The following is a 15,655-nucleotide window of genomic DNA, read 5'->3' as shown; positions in this document are numbered from 1 at the left end:
GTTGTTCAAAGGTATAAAAAAAACGGTTATCTCTGCATCATTTGACTAAAAATCATCATCAAATCTGTTCATTTGCATGTTCAGGCGTGCCATTCCCTCTTTTCGTTTCTCCAATTCGTCTACATACATGCTGATAAAGATGTAATAGGAGATGGTTCCATCATGTATTTCGCCTGTCTCTTTTTTGTCTGTCTTGCTTTTCTCACGGGCAAGGTTTTGCGCTTTTAATGCCCATTCCAAGGCAGTATCTATGCTGTCTTGCATTTCGTAGCCCAAAGCGGTGTTATAGGCTGCATACATTTTCTGTTTTCCTTTTTTTGTTTCGTAGGTCTGCTTCCAGAGCTCTACTGCTTTACTCCAATTTTCTTCTTTGGCATATACGGCTGCGTCACGCATATTTACAGAACCACCACTGAAGAGATAGCGGTTACCGGTTTTCCAATAGGGGAGTAGATGTCTTACCGGAACCGTTCCTGCAAATTCAGATGCTTGCTTCACCATGTCTTCTTCGCTGATGAGGCGGGAACGTACTGACGCTTCACCATTTCCTGCCTCTTCCCAGAAAATACTGTCATTGCTGTTGACGGTTACCATAGGACCTTTGCGGTTAGGTAAATATATTCTGACGGTAGGATATACCTTTACATCCACTGTGCCGAGGAACACACCCCAGTCGGGCATATAACTTATCTTGCGATTGGAACGCATTTGTATGTTTTCCAGGGCTATCAGGAAATCTACGTCCAAATTCTGTGTAAGTTCCAGTACTTCATCCCTCGATAATGTGCTTTCGCGGGGATTGATGTCTTTACTCCGGAGGGCAGAGTCGCATATCACAACCTCTTCAAAATAGTTTTCGTTGGCAAGGGCCTCTGCAAGGGATTCGGTTGTTATTGCGGCGTCTCCATTGTAGTAGTTGGTGAGGCGTGCCACCTCATTCTCACTTTTTTTCTGTTCTTCCTCACTGATGATGAGTTTGTTGTCCGGTACGTTTGGCATGTTGTTGACAACAGCCACACGTTTCAATGTTGCCGGGAAACTGACTTCTGCCGGAAGCATGTAATCAATGGACAGTTGTTCTACACTCTGGCAGCTGCCTAACAGCAGAGAACCCATCAATAACAGACAATAGTGATATTTGGTCATAGTCTTTGGTTTTGTTCTTTGGAGCAAAAGTACTCTTTTAGCTGAATATTCAAAAGCTGGAACGAATAAAAAATGTGATAATGTGGCAGGAGAAAAAGTGATAGGGTGATAAAAGATACCTGACGGTATCATCTTATCACCCTATCGCTTTATCATTTTATAGCTTTGATTTATGCATTCCTTCCGTGGCAGTTTTTGTATTTCTTACCGCTTCCGCAAGGACAAGGATCATTGCGTCCTACGGTCTTCTCGGCACGGATAGGTTCGCGTCTTGGTTGTTCACGTGTATCTTGTGCCGCAGCGGCCTGCTGGTTCGGGTCATTCAAATCAACCTTCTGTTCGCGATACTTGCTCATATCCTGGCGTTGTTCCGGAGCAGCCTGGCGCACCTCTACTTGGCGGGGAGCCTGGGGAGCCTCAGGGGCTTCAGCCGGAGCCTCTTGTACCGGGATTTGTCCACGCATCAGGATAGAGATGGTCTGGTTATTGATTTTGTTGACCATTGCATCAAACAAGTTCACAGATTCCAGCTTGTAAATCAGTAGCGGGTCTTTCTGCTCGTAACTTGCATTCTGCACGGAGTGTTTCAGCTCGTCCAGCTCGCGCAGGTTTTCTTTCCATGCTTCGTCGATAACATGCAGCAAGATGGATTTCTCGAATGACTTCACCACCTCCTTACATTCTGTCTCGTAAGCTTTCTTCAGGTTGCAGGAGATGTTGTACATACGTTTTCCGTCTGTGATGGGGATAAGTATGTTTTCGTACATGTGTCCCTGCATTTCGTATACTTGCTTGATGACCGGATAGGCTATCTGTGCCATACGTTCTGTCTTGCGTTTGAAGAGTTCCATGGCAGCGTCAAAAGTTCTGTCTGCCAGTTTTTCTTTCTTCTCATTACGGAATTCCTCTTCGGTGAAAGGTACTTCCATGGCAAGCGTCTGGAGCACATCCATCTTGCAGTTTTCATAGTCGGGTGCTTCGACGGCGTTGGCACAACGGTCCCAAATCATGTTCACGATATCCATACCGATACGTTCGCCCATCAAAGCGTGGCGGCGTTTGGTGTAGACTACTGTACGTTGCTTGTTCATCACGTCGTCATATTCCAACAGACGCTTACGGATGCCGAAGTTGTTTTCCTCAACTTTCTTTTGCGCACGTTCAATGGATTTGGAAATCATGCCGTGTTCAATCATTTCACCTTCTTTGAAACCCAGTTTGTCCATTACACTGGCAATGCGGTCACTGGAGAACAAACGCATCAGGTCATCTTCCAAAGATACGAAGAATACAGAAGAACCCGGGTCGCCTTGACGTCCTGCACGACCACGTAACTGACGGTCCACACGGCGTGATTCGTGGCGTTCTGTACCGATGATGGCAAGACCGCCTGCAGCTTTCACTTCCGGACTCAACTTGATGTCGGTACCACGACCGGCCATATTGGTAGCAATGGTTACAGCACATTTCAAACCGGCAGTAGCCACAATATCCGCTTCTTTCTGATGCAGTTTGGCATTCAATACACTATGTTCAATCTTACGCATGGTGAGCATTTTGCTCAACATTTCAGAGATTTCAACAGAAGTGGTACCCACCAGTACGGGGCGTCCTGCTGCCACCATTTTTTCTATCTCTTCGATGACTGCTTTATATTTTTCACGTTTTGTCTTGTAAACGCGGTCGTTCATGTCGTTACGGGCAATGGGGCGGTTGGTCGGAATAACCACTACATCCAGTTTGTAGATGTCCCACAACTCGCCGGCTTCTGTTTCTGCCGTACCGGTCATACCGGATAGTTTGTGGTACATACGGAAATAGTTCTGTAATGTAATGGTGGCAAAAGTCTGGGTGGCAGCTTCTACTTTCACGCCTTCTTTGGCTTCGATGGCTTGGTGCAAACCGTCAGAATAACGACGTCCTTCCATAATACGTCCCGTCTGCTCATCCACAATCTTCACTTGGCCGTCGATTACCACATATTCGTCATCTTTCTCGAACATGGTGTATGCCTTCAACAGTTGGTTGATGGTATGCACACGTTCGCTTTTGATGGCATAGTTGGTCATCAGGGCATCCTTCTTTTCAAGGCGCTGTTCGTCTGTCAGCTCTGTTTCGTTTTCCAAGGCAGAGAGTTGCGCTGTGATATCGGGGAGTACGAAGAAAGTGGGGTCCTCTACATTGCTACTAATCAAGTCTACGCCCTTGTCTGTCAAATCCACGCTGTTCATTTTCTCTTCGATAACGAAGTACAGCGGGTCAGTCACCTCGTGCATGCGCTTGTTGTTCTGCTCCATGTAGATTTCTTCGGTCTTCAGCATACCGGCCTTGATGCCTTGTTCGCTGAGGAACTTGATGAGTGCCTTGTTCTTGGGCAGGCACTTGTGACTGCGGTACAAAGCGAGGAAGCCTTCTTCCTGGTCTTTCTTATCGTTCGATGCAATCAGGCGCTTGGCATCGGCCAGGTATTGGGTAGCCAGTTTTTTCTGAGCTTCTACCAGACGTTCTACTTGTGGGCGGAGCTGTTCGAAGAGTTGGTCATCGCCTTTGGGAACCGGTCCGGAGATAATCAGCGGAGTACGGGCATCATCAATCAATACTGAGTCCACCTCATCGACAATGGCATAATTATGTTGGCGTTGTACCAGGTCTTTGGGGCTGATAGCCATGTTGTCACGCAGGTAGTCGAAACCGAATTCATTGTTTGTACCGAACGTGATGTCTGCCAGATAAGCTTTGCGACGGGCATCAGAGTTGGGCTGGTGCTTGTCGATGCAATCTACACTCAAACCGTGGAACATGTAAAGAGGACCCATCCATTCGGAGTCACGTTTTGCCAGATAGTCGTTCACTGTTACCACGTGCACGCCGTTACCAGTCAGGGCATTGAGGAATACCGGTAGGGTAGCTACCAATGTCTTACCTTCACCGGTTGCCATTTCGGCAATCTTACCTTTATGTAGAACCACACCGCCGAATAGCTGTACATCATAATGTACCATGTTCCATACAGTATCGTTGCCACCTGCTATCCAATGGTTCTGGTAGATGGCTTTATCGCCTTCGATGCGTACAAAGTCTTTAGTGGCAGCCAGTTGGCGGTCAAAATCGGTAGCTGTAACCACTATTTCTTCATTTTCAGAGAATCGTTTGGCTGTTTCCTTTACAATAGAGAAAGCGGTGGGTAATACTTCGTCCAGCGCTTTTTCATAAATCTCCAATATCTCTTTCTCGATTTTGTCGATTTGGTTGAAGAGGTCTTCGCGTTTTTCCAGTTCGGTATCTTCAACGCTGGCTTTCAGTTCTTCCACTTTGGCGCGTTGTTCGGCTGCCGAATCGTGGATGTAGGCTTTCAGTTCTTCTGTCTTGGCGCGTAGGGCGTCGTTGTCGAGTTTGGCTACTTCCGGGTAAGCGGCTTTGATTTTCTCCACCCACGGTTGTATCTCTTTCATGTCGCGTGTGGATTTGTTGCCGAAAATCGAGCTTAAAAATTCATTAAATCCCATTATATATTTGTTTTTATTATTATTGCTGAGTTAGTTGAGCGTGCAAAGTTACTGATTTCTATACAGATTATCCAGATTTGCACAGATTATTTTAGAATCAAAAGTCGAGGGGAGATGCTGTACTTGCATTAGGGGCGCGGATGCGCATTACACTTGCCAGGGTAGGGGCAATGCGGTCGATACTGATGGGTATACGGATGATTTCAGCCTTCATTCCTCCTCCCAATAAAATGAGGGGAGCAGGAATATCGGCCGTACGTACTACACGGTTATCAATACTATTTTCCTGCATGATAGTCCAGCCCGGAAGTATTTCAATGAGCAAATCGCCAGAGCGCTTGCGGTGAAAACCATTGCGTATACGTTCTATTTGCGGTGACCAGGGGCCCAAAAGCAGGCGATGAGCTGAATATACTTCGCTCACGCCACTGAACTGAACCAGAAATTCGGCAGATTTTTCTTGAATTTCAGTCAGGCTCAGCTGCTTGTTCTCAATAAGTTTATGGTTGAGATAGATTTGTTGGTCATAATAAGCTTCCACATATTGTCCCTCGCCATAGGATGCCATGAGGTACATGTTCAGCAGGGCGGCACAGCGGTTCAGGTAGAATTCACCACCCGGTATCCGATATACGCCCGGGTCGGCAGCTTCCGGGTCGGCATAGCCGGTGGAGGTGATGCAGAAAAGTACGTTGTGGAGCCCAACTTTACGTTCTATGAGCTCTAATAAGGAAGCTATACTACGGTCCAGCCGTACGTAGGTATCTTGCATTTCCATGGCACATTCCTGCGTACTCCGGTGGTTGTAATTTCCTGCGTAGTAAGTCAGCGATAATAGGTCGGGTACGTCATCTTGTCCGATAGTGCTCTTGTTCAGCAGCTCTTCGGTCAGCAGGTTGACTTCCTCGTTGATGAAAGGACTGGTAATCAGGCGGCGAAATTTGTTTGCCCGTTCACCGTCCAGCTTGTATTTGAATGGTTCGTTACGCCATTCGGGCAGAAATGTATAGTTGGTAAAAGGAAGAGCAGGTGTCCATACCATATCCTTGATACGGTAGTCGGGAGATTTCCGGTCGTTGTATTGACTCAGCCACCACGGAAATTCATTATAATAAGTTGTACTGCACCATTTTCCGGTATTGTTATTAAGCCAGAAGGCACCGTTCCCCGCGTGTCCGGCACCCAATATGGCGGCATCGCGGAAAGGCGCAATGGCATAAACCAGACCTTTGTTGCGGGTAGCTATTTTTAGCTCGTCGGCAATGGTAGAGGTCAGTAATTGGGAGGGGGAAGTGCTTTCGTCGGTATAGTTGCCCATGAAGTTGGGGTCTTCTACACAGTCTATGGGGCGTAGTGTACCTGCATCCAGCCACTGCTCTGCAATGATGCCGTTCATGGACGGTGTTGTCCCGGTATAGATGGCGGCAATGGCCGAGGCTCGGTCCGTTCCGCAAAAAGGAAATTCTGCTTGACGGAAGACTTTACCTTCACGCAGTAAGCGCTTAAACCCCTTTTCTCCGTATAAGGACGAAAATGCTTCCATATAGTCTGTACGCAACTGGTCAATGGTCAATGTTACCACCAGCTTTGGGGAGGCAGGCAGCGGTTGGGCTTGCAAACCACTGAATGTAAGTGCGAGTATGGAAGTTATCAGTCCTTTTTTCATTACTTTCGTTTGTATGTCAGAATGAGGTTGCTTGCAGAACGTATCAGCAAACACAGTGCCAAAGGTAATATTGCTGGCGGAATTCTCTGCGGAATTATTGCCCAAAGCCCTATAAAAAGTGTTAAAGCTGCAAAGTTAACCAGCATATAGCGGCTTATTTCCCTTTTTCGTACCCTGGATAGCATGAATGGAAGGCAAAAAAGGTGAAATGGATGGAATACAAATAGTATATAATTGGGACTTACTGCCGGATGCTGTGAGAATAGTGCTAAAAATGCCAGTATACATCCAGCCATTCCGGCAACCAAGAAGAGTATGAGGTCCATGCCCCAGAGAGTTTTTCCTCTTCGTATGCCGTAAATGCTGATGCCTGCTACAAGTATCAGTAATAGCGAAGCCGACTGCATCGGTGTGATGCCTCTGCTGACGAAGTCGGCTGGTGTTTTACCCGTTACTACGATTTTTTCTTCTTTGGCAACCAGTGGCCGTGCTTGTCCTTCTTTGTCCACAATCTGCGCTTTATTGAAATACTCCTGCATGTAGAAGGGGACGAACATTGCCAGCCGGCGGTTGATGGGTTCGTCTGCTTTGCTGCCCATGCATAAGTCCATGCCGAAACGTGACCACAAATGGCCTTCACTGTATTTATGCAGCAAATCCCTGAAAGAGATTCCCGTACTGTTATCAGTCATATTGTCAGCGTATTGCAGCGTGCCGTTGATGGCACGCTCTATCTGGTCTCGCGGGCGGGTGGCGCAATTGTCGTAGAAAAAATTGTAGCGGTATACTCGGTTTTCGGGGCGGTAGTTCTCTGTCAATAGTGTTATCAGGCGTTCTTTTTCTTCTTCTGTTAGGTTTAACGTCTGTTGCCAGACATCGCGTCCCAGATAGTTATATTCGGCGGCGAAATGCTCATAATCGGTCACTCCAAGTTGATAATCCGTTTCTCCCAAGGCAAAACGGAAGATGAAGTTAGGGGCGTTGAAGTTGAACATGCCGTAATTGAAGACGGCGTCAATGCCGCGCGTATAGTTCTCGTACCGTATGGCAGTGTGTCCGAATAGGGAATAAATCTCTCCTCCTGCAGCGCAAGTCAGTAGACTGACGCGCACGGAGTCTGTTGCAGCACTCTTTTGCTGTTGTGTCACCTGGGCATTCGCTGCAGGCAAACAGAAGAAAAAGATTACTATATATATATGTATAAGTAGGCTTCGTTTCATGCTGCAAACTTACGGAAAAAACTAATATTATCCCAATTTGTGATGAGGAACTAAAGTGGTTATTCGTGTTATCCCAGTCATCTGTGTCCGAAGAATCTTTTTTAATTATGAACCTGATACAATTCTTGATTCGCATTATTGGCTGTTTTGAATCAACTTCCGAGTACGAGCGGTAAGTGTTTTCTATTTACAAATGATATAGGTGAAAGAATAGTGGTATATTGAACCTGGTTCAGCCGTATACTGAATGCCATTCAATCGTATACTGAATAGGGATCGGTCGTATACTGAATGTAATGCATCTCAACTATATTGATAATCAGGTGGTTGTGGTATGGTGTTGTGGTTTTAATAAATCTCAACAAATTATTGGAGTGGCATTGTGCTTGTTTGGTACGGATATGAATAAGAATTCTTGTGCGGTTGCTCTTCTAATAAAGAGGCAGTTTCTGCTGAATTTCAATATTAATGTTATATCTTTGCGCCGCTAAATTTATGCAATACGGTGAATCTCATTATTGATATAGGAAATACAATTGCCAAGATGGCGGTGTTTGATGGTGGACGTATCGTAGAGGTGGTGTATGACTCCAATCTGACGTTGGAACGATTGCCTGAAGTGTGCCGTACATATACGATTGAAAAAGCGATAGTGGCTACTGTCATTGATTTGAGCAGAGAGGTGTTGTCGCAACTGGAAGGTATGGCTGTTCCCATTCTGTGGCTCAATGAAAAGACTTCTCTTCCGGTAGAAAACCTCTATGAAACTCCCCGGACGCTGGGGTATGATCGTATGGCGGCGGTGGTAGGAGCCAATGAGCAATTTCCTGGCAGGGATATACTGGTGATTGATGCCGGTACTTGTATCACTTATGAGTTTGTCGATGCTGCTGCCCGTTATCATGGCGGGAATATCTCTCCCGGCCTGCAGATGCGTTTCAAGGCGCTTCATCAGTTTACCGGACGGCTTCCAATGGTGACTCTTGAGGGGCGGATGGTGCCCATGGGGAAGGATACCGATACGGCTATCCGTGCCGGAGTACTGAAGGGTATTGAATATGAAATTTCAGGTTACGTTACGGCTATGAAGCATAAATATCCTGAACTTTTGGTTTTTTTAACGGGCGGGGATGATTTTTCTTTTGATACAAACTTAAAAAGTATCATCTTTGCAGACAGATTTTTAGTGTTGAAAGGATTAAATAGAATTTTAAACTATAATAATGACAGGCTATAGACAAACACTGTTAGTGCTCTTGCTTACGATATTATCAGGAGCGGCAGTCGCTCAAAATAATACGAATTCTCCCTATACACGATATGGATATGGACAGTTGTCTGAACAAGGCTCAAGTAACAGCAGGGCGATGGGTGGTATTGCCTATGGTTTACGAGACAAGTACCAGACTAACTTTGCTAATCCGGCATCCTATACGGCGGTAGATTCGCTGACTTTTATCTTTGATGGAGCAGTCTCTCTACAGAATACAAACCTCAGTAACGGCACTCTGAAACAAAATGCCAAGAATTCCAGTTTTGATTACATCACGATGCAATTTCGTGCAAGTAAATGGGCTGCCATAAGCTTGGGGTTATTGCCTTATTCGAATGTGGGATACAGCATGGGAGAGTACCGGGAAGATACGGAATTCCCAGACAAATCTACGACGGTAAGCTATTCGGGAGAAGGAGGTCTGCACCAGCTTTATTTAGGTGCAGGCTTTAAAATAATTAAAAATCTTTCCGTCGGTGCGAATTTTTCGTATCTTTGGGGAGATATAACAAGAACCGCTGCGGAAACCTTTCCGTCCAGTTCTAGTGTATTTCCTATTACAATACAGTCTAATGTGGCTGTAAAGAGCTATAAATTGGATTTTGGAGCACAGTACACCCACCAGTTTGGAAAAAAGCATGTTGCAACATTGGGAATCGTATTTTCTCCGGGGCATGATTTGAGCAACGATGCGTACGAAGTTACGCAGACTGGCAATAGTAATACGGGAGTTACCTCGGTAACAAGGGACACTATTGTTACTTGCGGCATTCCAACAACATTTGGAGCAGGTGTGACATACGTGTACGACGATCGTCTGACGGTGGGAGCGGATGTGATGTTTCAAAATTGGAGTAAAGTGAGCTATATGAATAATGACGAGGCGTTTTGCGACCGTGGAAGAGTATCCGTTGGTGCAGAATATCTGCCGAATCCTATGGGACGAAGTTATTTGTCTCATGTGAAGTATCGTTTGGGAGCTTATTACTCCAAGCCTTATTATAAGATAGACGGTGTACGTGCCGCTGATGAATATGGCATTACTGCCGGTTTTGGATTACCTATACCGAGAACCCGTTCCGTATTGAGCCTTTCTGCGCAATACGTGCGAACCAAAGGAACCCAAGCTGCGTTCTTGAACGAAAATACATTGCGTATTTGTATCGGAGTAACCTTTAACGAACGCTGGTTCTTCAAGCGTAAAGTGGATTAATGGAAATTGAATAGACAAAAAATATAACAACTAAAATTTAAATACAATGAAAATTAAGACGCTTGTGGCTGTCTTGCTCCTTTCGGGTGGAGCGACCAGTACTTTCGCACAGACTGAAAATTGTAATTCGAACAGTAGTATCTCTCATGAAGCAGTGAGAGCTGGTAACTTTAAGGATGCATACGCTCCTTGTATGGCTGTATTGAAGGATTGCCCTACACTGCGGTATTATACATTTACAGATGCTCAGAAGATTTTAGTGGGTTTCTTGAGTCAGATTAAAGATAGAAATTCTGCTGATTATAAGAAGTATTTTGATGAGCTGATGGATGTGTATGACTTGAGAATGAAGTACATTCCTGAATTTGTTAACAAGGGAATGAAGGGGGTGCCGAGTGTAGCTGATGCTTTGGGTGCCAAAGCAGTGGATTATCTTCAATTTGCTCCGACTCCGGACCTTAATACAGCTTACAATTGGCTGAAAGAATCTGTCCAAGCAGAAAAGGGCGGCTCCAAAGGTGCGGTTTTACACTATTTCTTGGATGTTTCTATGCAGAAGGTAAAGGCAGATGACAATCATACTGACCAGTTCTTCCAAGACTATATTGATGCTTCCAAGTATGCGGATGATGCTATCGCAGCTGAAACCAAAGAGGCAAAGAAGGCAAACCTGCAAACTATCAAGGATAATTTGGTAGCTATGTTCATCCAGAGTGGTGTGGCTGATTGTGAATCTTTGCAGAATATCTATGGCCCTAAAGTAGAAGAAAATAAGACAGACTCTACTTTCTTGAAGAAAGCATTGAATATTTTGAAATTGATGAAGTGTAACGAAAGTGAAGTTTATTTCAAGGCTTCTGAATACATGTATCAAATTGACCCGACTGCCGATGCTGCTGTAGGTGTAGCATACATGTACTATAAAAAAGGTGACTATGACAATGCCGTGAAATACTTTGACGAAGCATTGGCTAAGGAAACCGATAATGACAAGAAAGCTGAAATGGCATATGCCACTGCTGCTGCTTTGATGCAGGCTAAGAAACTTTCTCAGGCAAGAGCATATTGCCAGAAGGCTATTAGCTTTAAGGAAAACTATGGTGATCCTTATATCTTGCTGGCACAGCTTTACGGTTCCAATCCTAATTGGACTGACGAGCCAGCTCTGAATAAGTGTACTTACTTTGTAGTAATTGATAAGTTGCAGAGAGCTAAAGCGGTGGATCCTTCAGTTACAGAACGTGCTAACGAGCTGATTAGTACTTATTCCCGTCACACTCCCCAGGCTAAAGACCTCTTTATGTTGGGTTACAAAGCTGGTGACCGTATCACTATCGGCGGATGGATAGGTGAATCTACAACTATCAGATAAAACTATGTTGCTACAACTCATCAACGTTGTTTATCATAAAAATGCGAGCATAACCATTGTCTTTGGGGCAATGGTTATGCTTCTTTTATTTTCTTCATGTTCCGGGAAGAAGAAGGAGCTGGGCGATGCCATTACCGAGCGTGATTCTATGGCGGTGATGGACACCCGCGGGGTGACTACGCTAGTGTCTGATTCCGGTGTAACACGTTACCGCATCAATACGGAAGAGTGGCTGGTCTTTGACCGGAAGAATCCTCCATACTGGGCTTTTGAAAAGGGGGTCTATTTGGAAAAGTTTGACTCTATCTTCCAAGTGGAGGCAAGTATCAAGGCCGATACAGCCTATTTCTTTAATAAGGAAGAGTTATGGAAACTGATGGGGAATGTGCATATACAGAATTTGAAAGGTGAGCAGTTTGATACAGAGTTGCTGTATTGGGACCAGCGGACACAAAGAATTTATTCGGATGAGTTTATCCGTATCGAACAGCCTGACCGTATCATTACGGGACATGGCTTTGAATCCAATCAGCAAATGACTGTTTACACGATTCGCAAGCCGGAGGGCATCTTCTATGTTGACGAAGAGGCTGCCGCAGCAGATAGCTTGCAGACTGATACCATAAATTGATAAAATGGATACCGTTATTTTTTTATTGATAACCATGGCTTTCTCCGCTTTCTTTTCAGGAATGGAGATTGCCTTTGTTTCCGTAGATAAACTGCGCTTTGAGATGGAAAGGAAGTCAGGCGTCACTTCCGGTATCATTTCCTATTTTCTTCGCAACCCGAATAACTTCATCTCGACCATGCTGGTTGGTAATAATATCGCGCTTGTCATTTATGGTATCTTGATGGCACAAATCATAGAGGTGAATCTTCTTGCCGGAATTATTTCCAACCATTTTGTAATGGTGTTGGTGCAGACTATAATTTCCACTCTTATTATTTTGGTAACCGGTGAGTTCTTGCCGAAGACTTTGTTTAAAATCAATCCCAATCTGATGCTGAGGGTGTGTGCCATTCCTTTATTTATATGTTATGTCATTCTGTTTCCTGTTTCAAAATTTGCATCGGGATTGTCGTATCTGTTCCTTCGGATATTTGGGATGAAAGTAAACAAGGAAGCGTCGGCCAAGGCTTTTGGCAAAGTGGATTTGGATTACTTCATCCAGTCGAGCATAGAGAATGCGGAAAGTGAAGAAGAACTGGATGCAGAGGTAAAGATATTCCAAAATGCGCTTGATTTTTCGAATATAAAGATACGCGACTGTATTGTACCGCGTACAGAGGTGGTAGCTGTAGATCTGACCACCACATTGGAAGAATTGAAATGTCTTTTTGTGGAGTCGGGTATTTCTAAAATCATAGTATATGATGGAAATATAGATAATGTGGTGGGATATATTCACTCGTCGGAAATGTTCAGGAATCCGGCAGACTGGAAGAATAACGTGAAGGAAGTGCCTATTGTACCCGAAACGATGTCGGCTCACAAACTGATGAAACTGTTCATGCAGCAGAAAAAAACGATTGCTGTAGTGGTGGACGAATTTGGTGGTACGGCAGGCATCGTTTCTTTGGAGGATTTGGTGGAAGAAATTTTCGGCGATATTGAGGATGAGCATGATAATACGTCCTATGTATGTAAGCAGCTGGGTGAACGTGAATATGTGCTTTCGGCCCGTCTGGAAATAGAAAAGGTAAATGAGACTTTCGGGCTCGACCTGCCGGAATCGGACGATTATCTGACAGTGGGCGGTCTGATTCTGAACCGTTATCAAAGTTTCCCGAAGCTGCATGAAGTGATTGAAGTGGATAATTATCAGTTTAAAATAATCAAGGTGACAGCTACTAAAATTGAGTTGGTAAGACTGAAAGTCATTGAATAATTTCATTTAGGCGTAATTTTTTAAAGAATAAATGGATGCGTATTAGCATTTTTTGTATCTTCGTGCGCTAAAATGAACATGTTAGGAAAATAATAATAAACAAATAAATCATATTAACTAAAATGGCAACATTACAAAACATTCGGTCTAAAGGACCTTTATTGGTGATTGTTATTGGTTTGGCGCTGTTTGCTTTCATCGCAGGTGACGCGTGGAAAGTGCTTCAGCCACACCAGTCACAAGACGTTGGTGAAGTGAACGGGGAGACAATTTCCGCTCAGGATTTTCAAGCATTGGTAGAAGAATATACAGAAGTTATCAAGTTCTCCAGTGGCAACAGTGCATTGAGCGATGAACAAACCAACCGAATCAAAGATGAAGTATGGAGAACATACGTCAATAATAAACTGATTGAAAAAGAAGCTAAGAAACTTGGCTTGTCTGTATCTAAGGCGGAAGTTCAGGCTATCATTGATGCCGGTGTGCATCCGATGCTGCAACAGACTCCGTTCCGTAATCCCCAGACCGGTGCGTTCGATAAGGATATGTTGAAGAAGTTCCTAGTAGACTATTCCAAGATGAACAAGGCACAGATGCCTTCCAATTATGCAGAGTATTATGAGTCTATGTATAAGTTCTGGTCTTTCCTTGAGAAGTCTCTTATCCAGGCTCGTCTTCAGGAAAAGTATCAGGCTTTGATTACGAAATCTCTCTTCTCCAATCCTGTGGAAGCTCAGGATGCATTTGATGCAAGAGTGGATCAGTCAGACCTGTTGCTTGCAGCAGTTCCCTATTCTTCTATTGTTGATTCTACTATTGTCATCAAGGATTCTGACTTGAAAGCTGCCTACGATAAGAAGAAAGAGCAATTCAAGCAATATGTGGAAACCCGTAACATTAAGTTTATTGATGTGCAGGTAACTGCAAGTGCAGAAGACAGAGCTGCTCTCCAAAAGGAAATGGAGGAATATACGGAGCAACTTATTGCCAATCCTTCTGACTATACTACCTTCATCCGTTCTACCGGTTCCGAAACTTCTTATACAGACTTGTTCTACACTACTAAGTCTCTGCCCGCTGATGTGACTGCCCGTTTGGACTCTGTTGCGGTGGGTGGTGTGTTCGGACCTTATTATAACGTATCGGACAATACTCTCAACTCTTTCAAGAAATTGGCTACTGCTGCCATGCCGGACTCTATCGAGTTCCGTCAGATTCAAGTGGTTGCTGAAGATGCTGAAAAGACGAAGACTTTGGCCGACAGCATCTACAATGCTATTAAGGAGGGTGCCAGCTTTGCTGAAGTTGCGAAGAAATACGGTCAGACCGGTGAGCCTACCTGGATTTCTTCTGCTAATTACGAAGGCGCACAGATTGACGGTGACAACTTGAAATATATTACTGCTGTCACTACTTTGGGACAGAACGAGCTGACCAACTTGGCGTTGGGACAGGCAAATGTCATTTTGCAGGTAACCAACAAGAAGGCTGTCAAGGATAAATATAAGGTAGCCGTTATCAAGCGTCCGGTAGAATTCAGTAAGGAAACTTACAGTAAGGCATACAATGAGTTCAGCCAGTTTATTGCTGCAAACAATACTTTAGAGAAAATGATTGCCAATGCGGAAGATGCTGGTTATAAGTTGCTGGATAGAGCCGACTTGTACAGCTCTGAACATGGTATCGGTGGTATCAGAGGTACCAAAGATGCTTTGAAATGGGCGTTTGAGGCAAAAGCCGGTGAAGTTTCCGGTTTGTACGAATGTGGCGAGAGCGACCATATGCTGGTAGTAGGTGTTGCAAGTATTGTTCCTGAAGGCTATCGCCCACTGGCTTTGGTAAAAGACCAGTTGAGAGCTGAAATTCTCCGTGACAAGAAAGCAGAGAAGATTATGGCTGATATGAAGGCTGCCAATGCAACTTCGTTCGAGCAGTATAAGAATATGGCAAATGCTGTCAGTGATTCTGTAAAGCACGTTACTTTCTCTGCTCCTGCCTATATCCCGGCATTGCGTAGCAGCGAACCTCTGGTAGGCGCATACGCTTCTATTGCCGAAGTGAACAAGCTGAGTGCTCCTATCAAGGGTAATGGTGGTGTATTCGTTCTGCAACCTTATGCAAAAGAGAAACTGAACGAAACATTCAACAAGGAAACTGAAGAGGATAACTTGGCCAACATGCATGCACGCATGGCAAGCCAGTTCATCAGTGACTTGTATCTGAAAGCCAACGTAAAAGACCAACGTTATTTATTCTTCTAAGAATAGAAAAAATATATTGAAAAGCCGTCCGGTACTTCCGGGCGGCTTTTTCATTGTCTGTACATTTCATTTTCTACACTCTCCGTTGTCTTTGTGCAACTTTATT

The 15,655-nt window shown here is 44.5% G+C and carries 10 protein-coding genes; 6 read left to right on the top strand and 4 right to left on the bottom strand.

What is annotated here, in order from left to right:
- Positions 1 to 45 precede the first annotated feature (45 nt).
- From ITJ87_RS17515 to ITJ87_RS17500, 4 genes are all read right to left on the bottom strand, one after another.
- Positions 46 to 1,146, bottom strand: a complete 1,101-nt coding sequence (locus ITJ87_RS17515; protein ID WP_117964190.1) for a DUF6340 family protein — start codon at positions 1,144 to 1,146, stop codon at positions 46 to 48.
- Between the two features lie 170 nt (positions 1,147 to 1,316).
- The gene (gene secA / locus ITJ87_RS17510; RefSeq protein ID WP_117964191.1) at positions 1,317 to 4,652 is read right to left on the bottom strand and encodes a preprotein translocase subunit SecA; all 3,336 of its coding nucleotides are present in this window, start codon (positions 4,650 to 4,652) and stop codon (positions 1,317 to 1,319) included.
- A gap of 97 nt (positions 4,653 to 4,749) precedes the next feature.
- The gene (locus tag ITJ87_RS17505) at positions 4,750 to 6,318 is read right to left on the bottom strand and encodes an alkaline phosphatase family protein (protein ID WP_117964192.1); all 1,569 of its coding nucleotides are present in this window, start codon (positions 6,316 to 6,318) and stop codon (positions 4,750 to 4,752) included.
- Positions 6,318 to 7,538 (bottom strand): DUF4105 domain-containing protein, encoded by a 1,221-nt coding sequence (locus ITJ87_RS17500; protein ID WP_117964193.1) that lies wholly within the window; start codon positions 7,536 to 7,538, stop codon positions 6,318 to 6,320. Before ITJ87_RS17500 ends, ITJ87_RS17505 begins: the two co-directional genes overlap by 1 nt.
- A 505-nt stretch (positions 7,539 to 8,043) precedes the next feature.
- On the opposite strand from ITJ87_RS17500, the gene ITJ87_RS17495 reads away from it, so the two are divergent.
- The 6 genes from ITJ87_RS17495 to ITJ87_RS17470 all read left to right on the top strand — a co-directional run bounded on the left by ITJ87_RS17495 (position 8,044) and on the right by ITJ87_RS17470 (position 15,549).
- Positions 8,044 to 8,775, top strand: a complete 732-nt coding sequence (locus ITJ87_RS17495; protein ID WP_117600440.1) for a type III pantothenate kinase — start codon at positions 8,044 to 8,046, stop codon at positions 8,773 to 8,775.
- Complete coding sequence (locus ITJ87_RS17490; protein ID WP_117600439.1) at positions 8,762 to 10,024, top strand: hypothetical protein; 1,263 nt, start codon at positions 8,762 to 8,764, stop codon at positions 10,022 to 10,024. The genes ITJ87_RS17495 and ITJ87_RS17490 overlap by 14 nt, the downstream gene beginning before the upstream one ends.
- A 46-nt stretch (positions 10,025 to 10,070) precedes the next feature.
- A complete protein-coding gene (locus ITJ87_RS17485) occupies positions 10,071 to 11,396 on the top strand; it encodes a M48 family metallopeptidase (RefSeq protein ID WP_117600438.1) in 1,326 nt (441 codons plus the stop codon).
- A 4-nt stretch (positions 11,397 to 11,400) separates the two neighbouring features.
- Positions 11,401 to 12,027, top strand: coding sequence for an LPS export ABC transporter periplasmic protein LptC (gene lptC, locus ITJ87_RS17480; protein WP_117600437.1), 627 nt, complete (start codon positions 11,401 to 11,403; stop codon positions 12,025 to 12,027).
- Between the two features lie 4 nt (positions 12,028 to 12,031).
- Positions 12,032 to 13,288 carry a hemolysin family protein gene (locus ITJ87_RS17475; RefSeq protein WP_117964194.1) on the top strand — a complete coding sequence of 419 codons (1,257 nt, stop codon included), beginning with the start codon at positions 12,032 to 12,034 and terminating at the stop codon, positions 13,286 to 13,288.
- 122 nt (positions 13,289 to 13,410) lie between these two features.
- Entirely contained in the window at positions 13,411 to 15,549 is a 2,139-nt protein-coding gene (locus ITJ87_RS17470) for a peptidylprolyl isomerase (RefSeq protein ID WP_117964195.1), read from the top strand.
- Positions 15,550 to 15,655 lie beyond the last annotated feature (106 nt).

Source organism: Bacteroides sp. HF-162 (assembly GCF_015679285.1).
Lineage (GTDB): Bacteria > Bacteroidota > Bacteroidia > Bacteroidales > Bacteroidaceae > Bacteroides > Bacteroides uniformis.
The sequence above is the reverse complement of the archived record's forward strand: the minus strand, read 5'-3'. Positions and strand labels throughout refer to the sequence as shown.

Bases quoted from the DNA above. Each gene is read 5' to 3' on its own strand.
- ITJ87_RS17515 (WP_117964190.1), bottom strand. From the start codon at position 1,146: ATGACCAAATATCACTATTGTCTGTTATTGATGGGTTCTCTGCTGTTA.
- secA (WP_117964191.1), bottom strand. From the start codon at position 4,652: ATGGGATTTAATGAATTTTTAAGCTCGATTTTCGGCAACAAATCCACA.
- ITJ87_RS17505 (WP_117964192.1), bottom strand. From the start codon at position 6,318: ATGAAAAAAGGACTGATAACTTCCATACTCGCACTTACATTCAGTGGT.
- ITJ87_RS17500 (WP_117964193.1), bottom strand. From the start codon at position 7,538: ATGAAACGAAGCCTACTTATACATATATATATAGTAATCTTTTTCTTC.
- ITJ87_RS17490 (WP_117600439.1), top strand. From the start codon at position 8,762: ATGACAGGCTATAGACAAACACTGTTAGTGCTCTTGCTTACGATATTA.
- ITJ87_RS17485 (WP_117600438.1), top strand. From the start codon at position 10,071: ATGAAAATTAAGACGCTTGTGGCTGTCTTGCTCCTTTCGGGTGGAGCG.
- lptC (WP_117600437.1), top strand. From the start codon at position 11,401: ATGTTGCTACAACTCATCAACGTTGTTTATCATAAAAATGCGAGCATA.
- ITJ87_RS17475 (WP_117964194.1), top strand. From the start codon at position 12,032: ATGGATACCGTTATTTTTTTATTGATAACCATGGCTTTCTCCGCTTTC.
- ITJ87_RS17470 (WP_117964195.1), top strand. From the start codon at position 13,411: ATGGCAACATTACAAAACATTCGGTCTAAAGGACCTTTATTGGTGATT.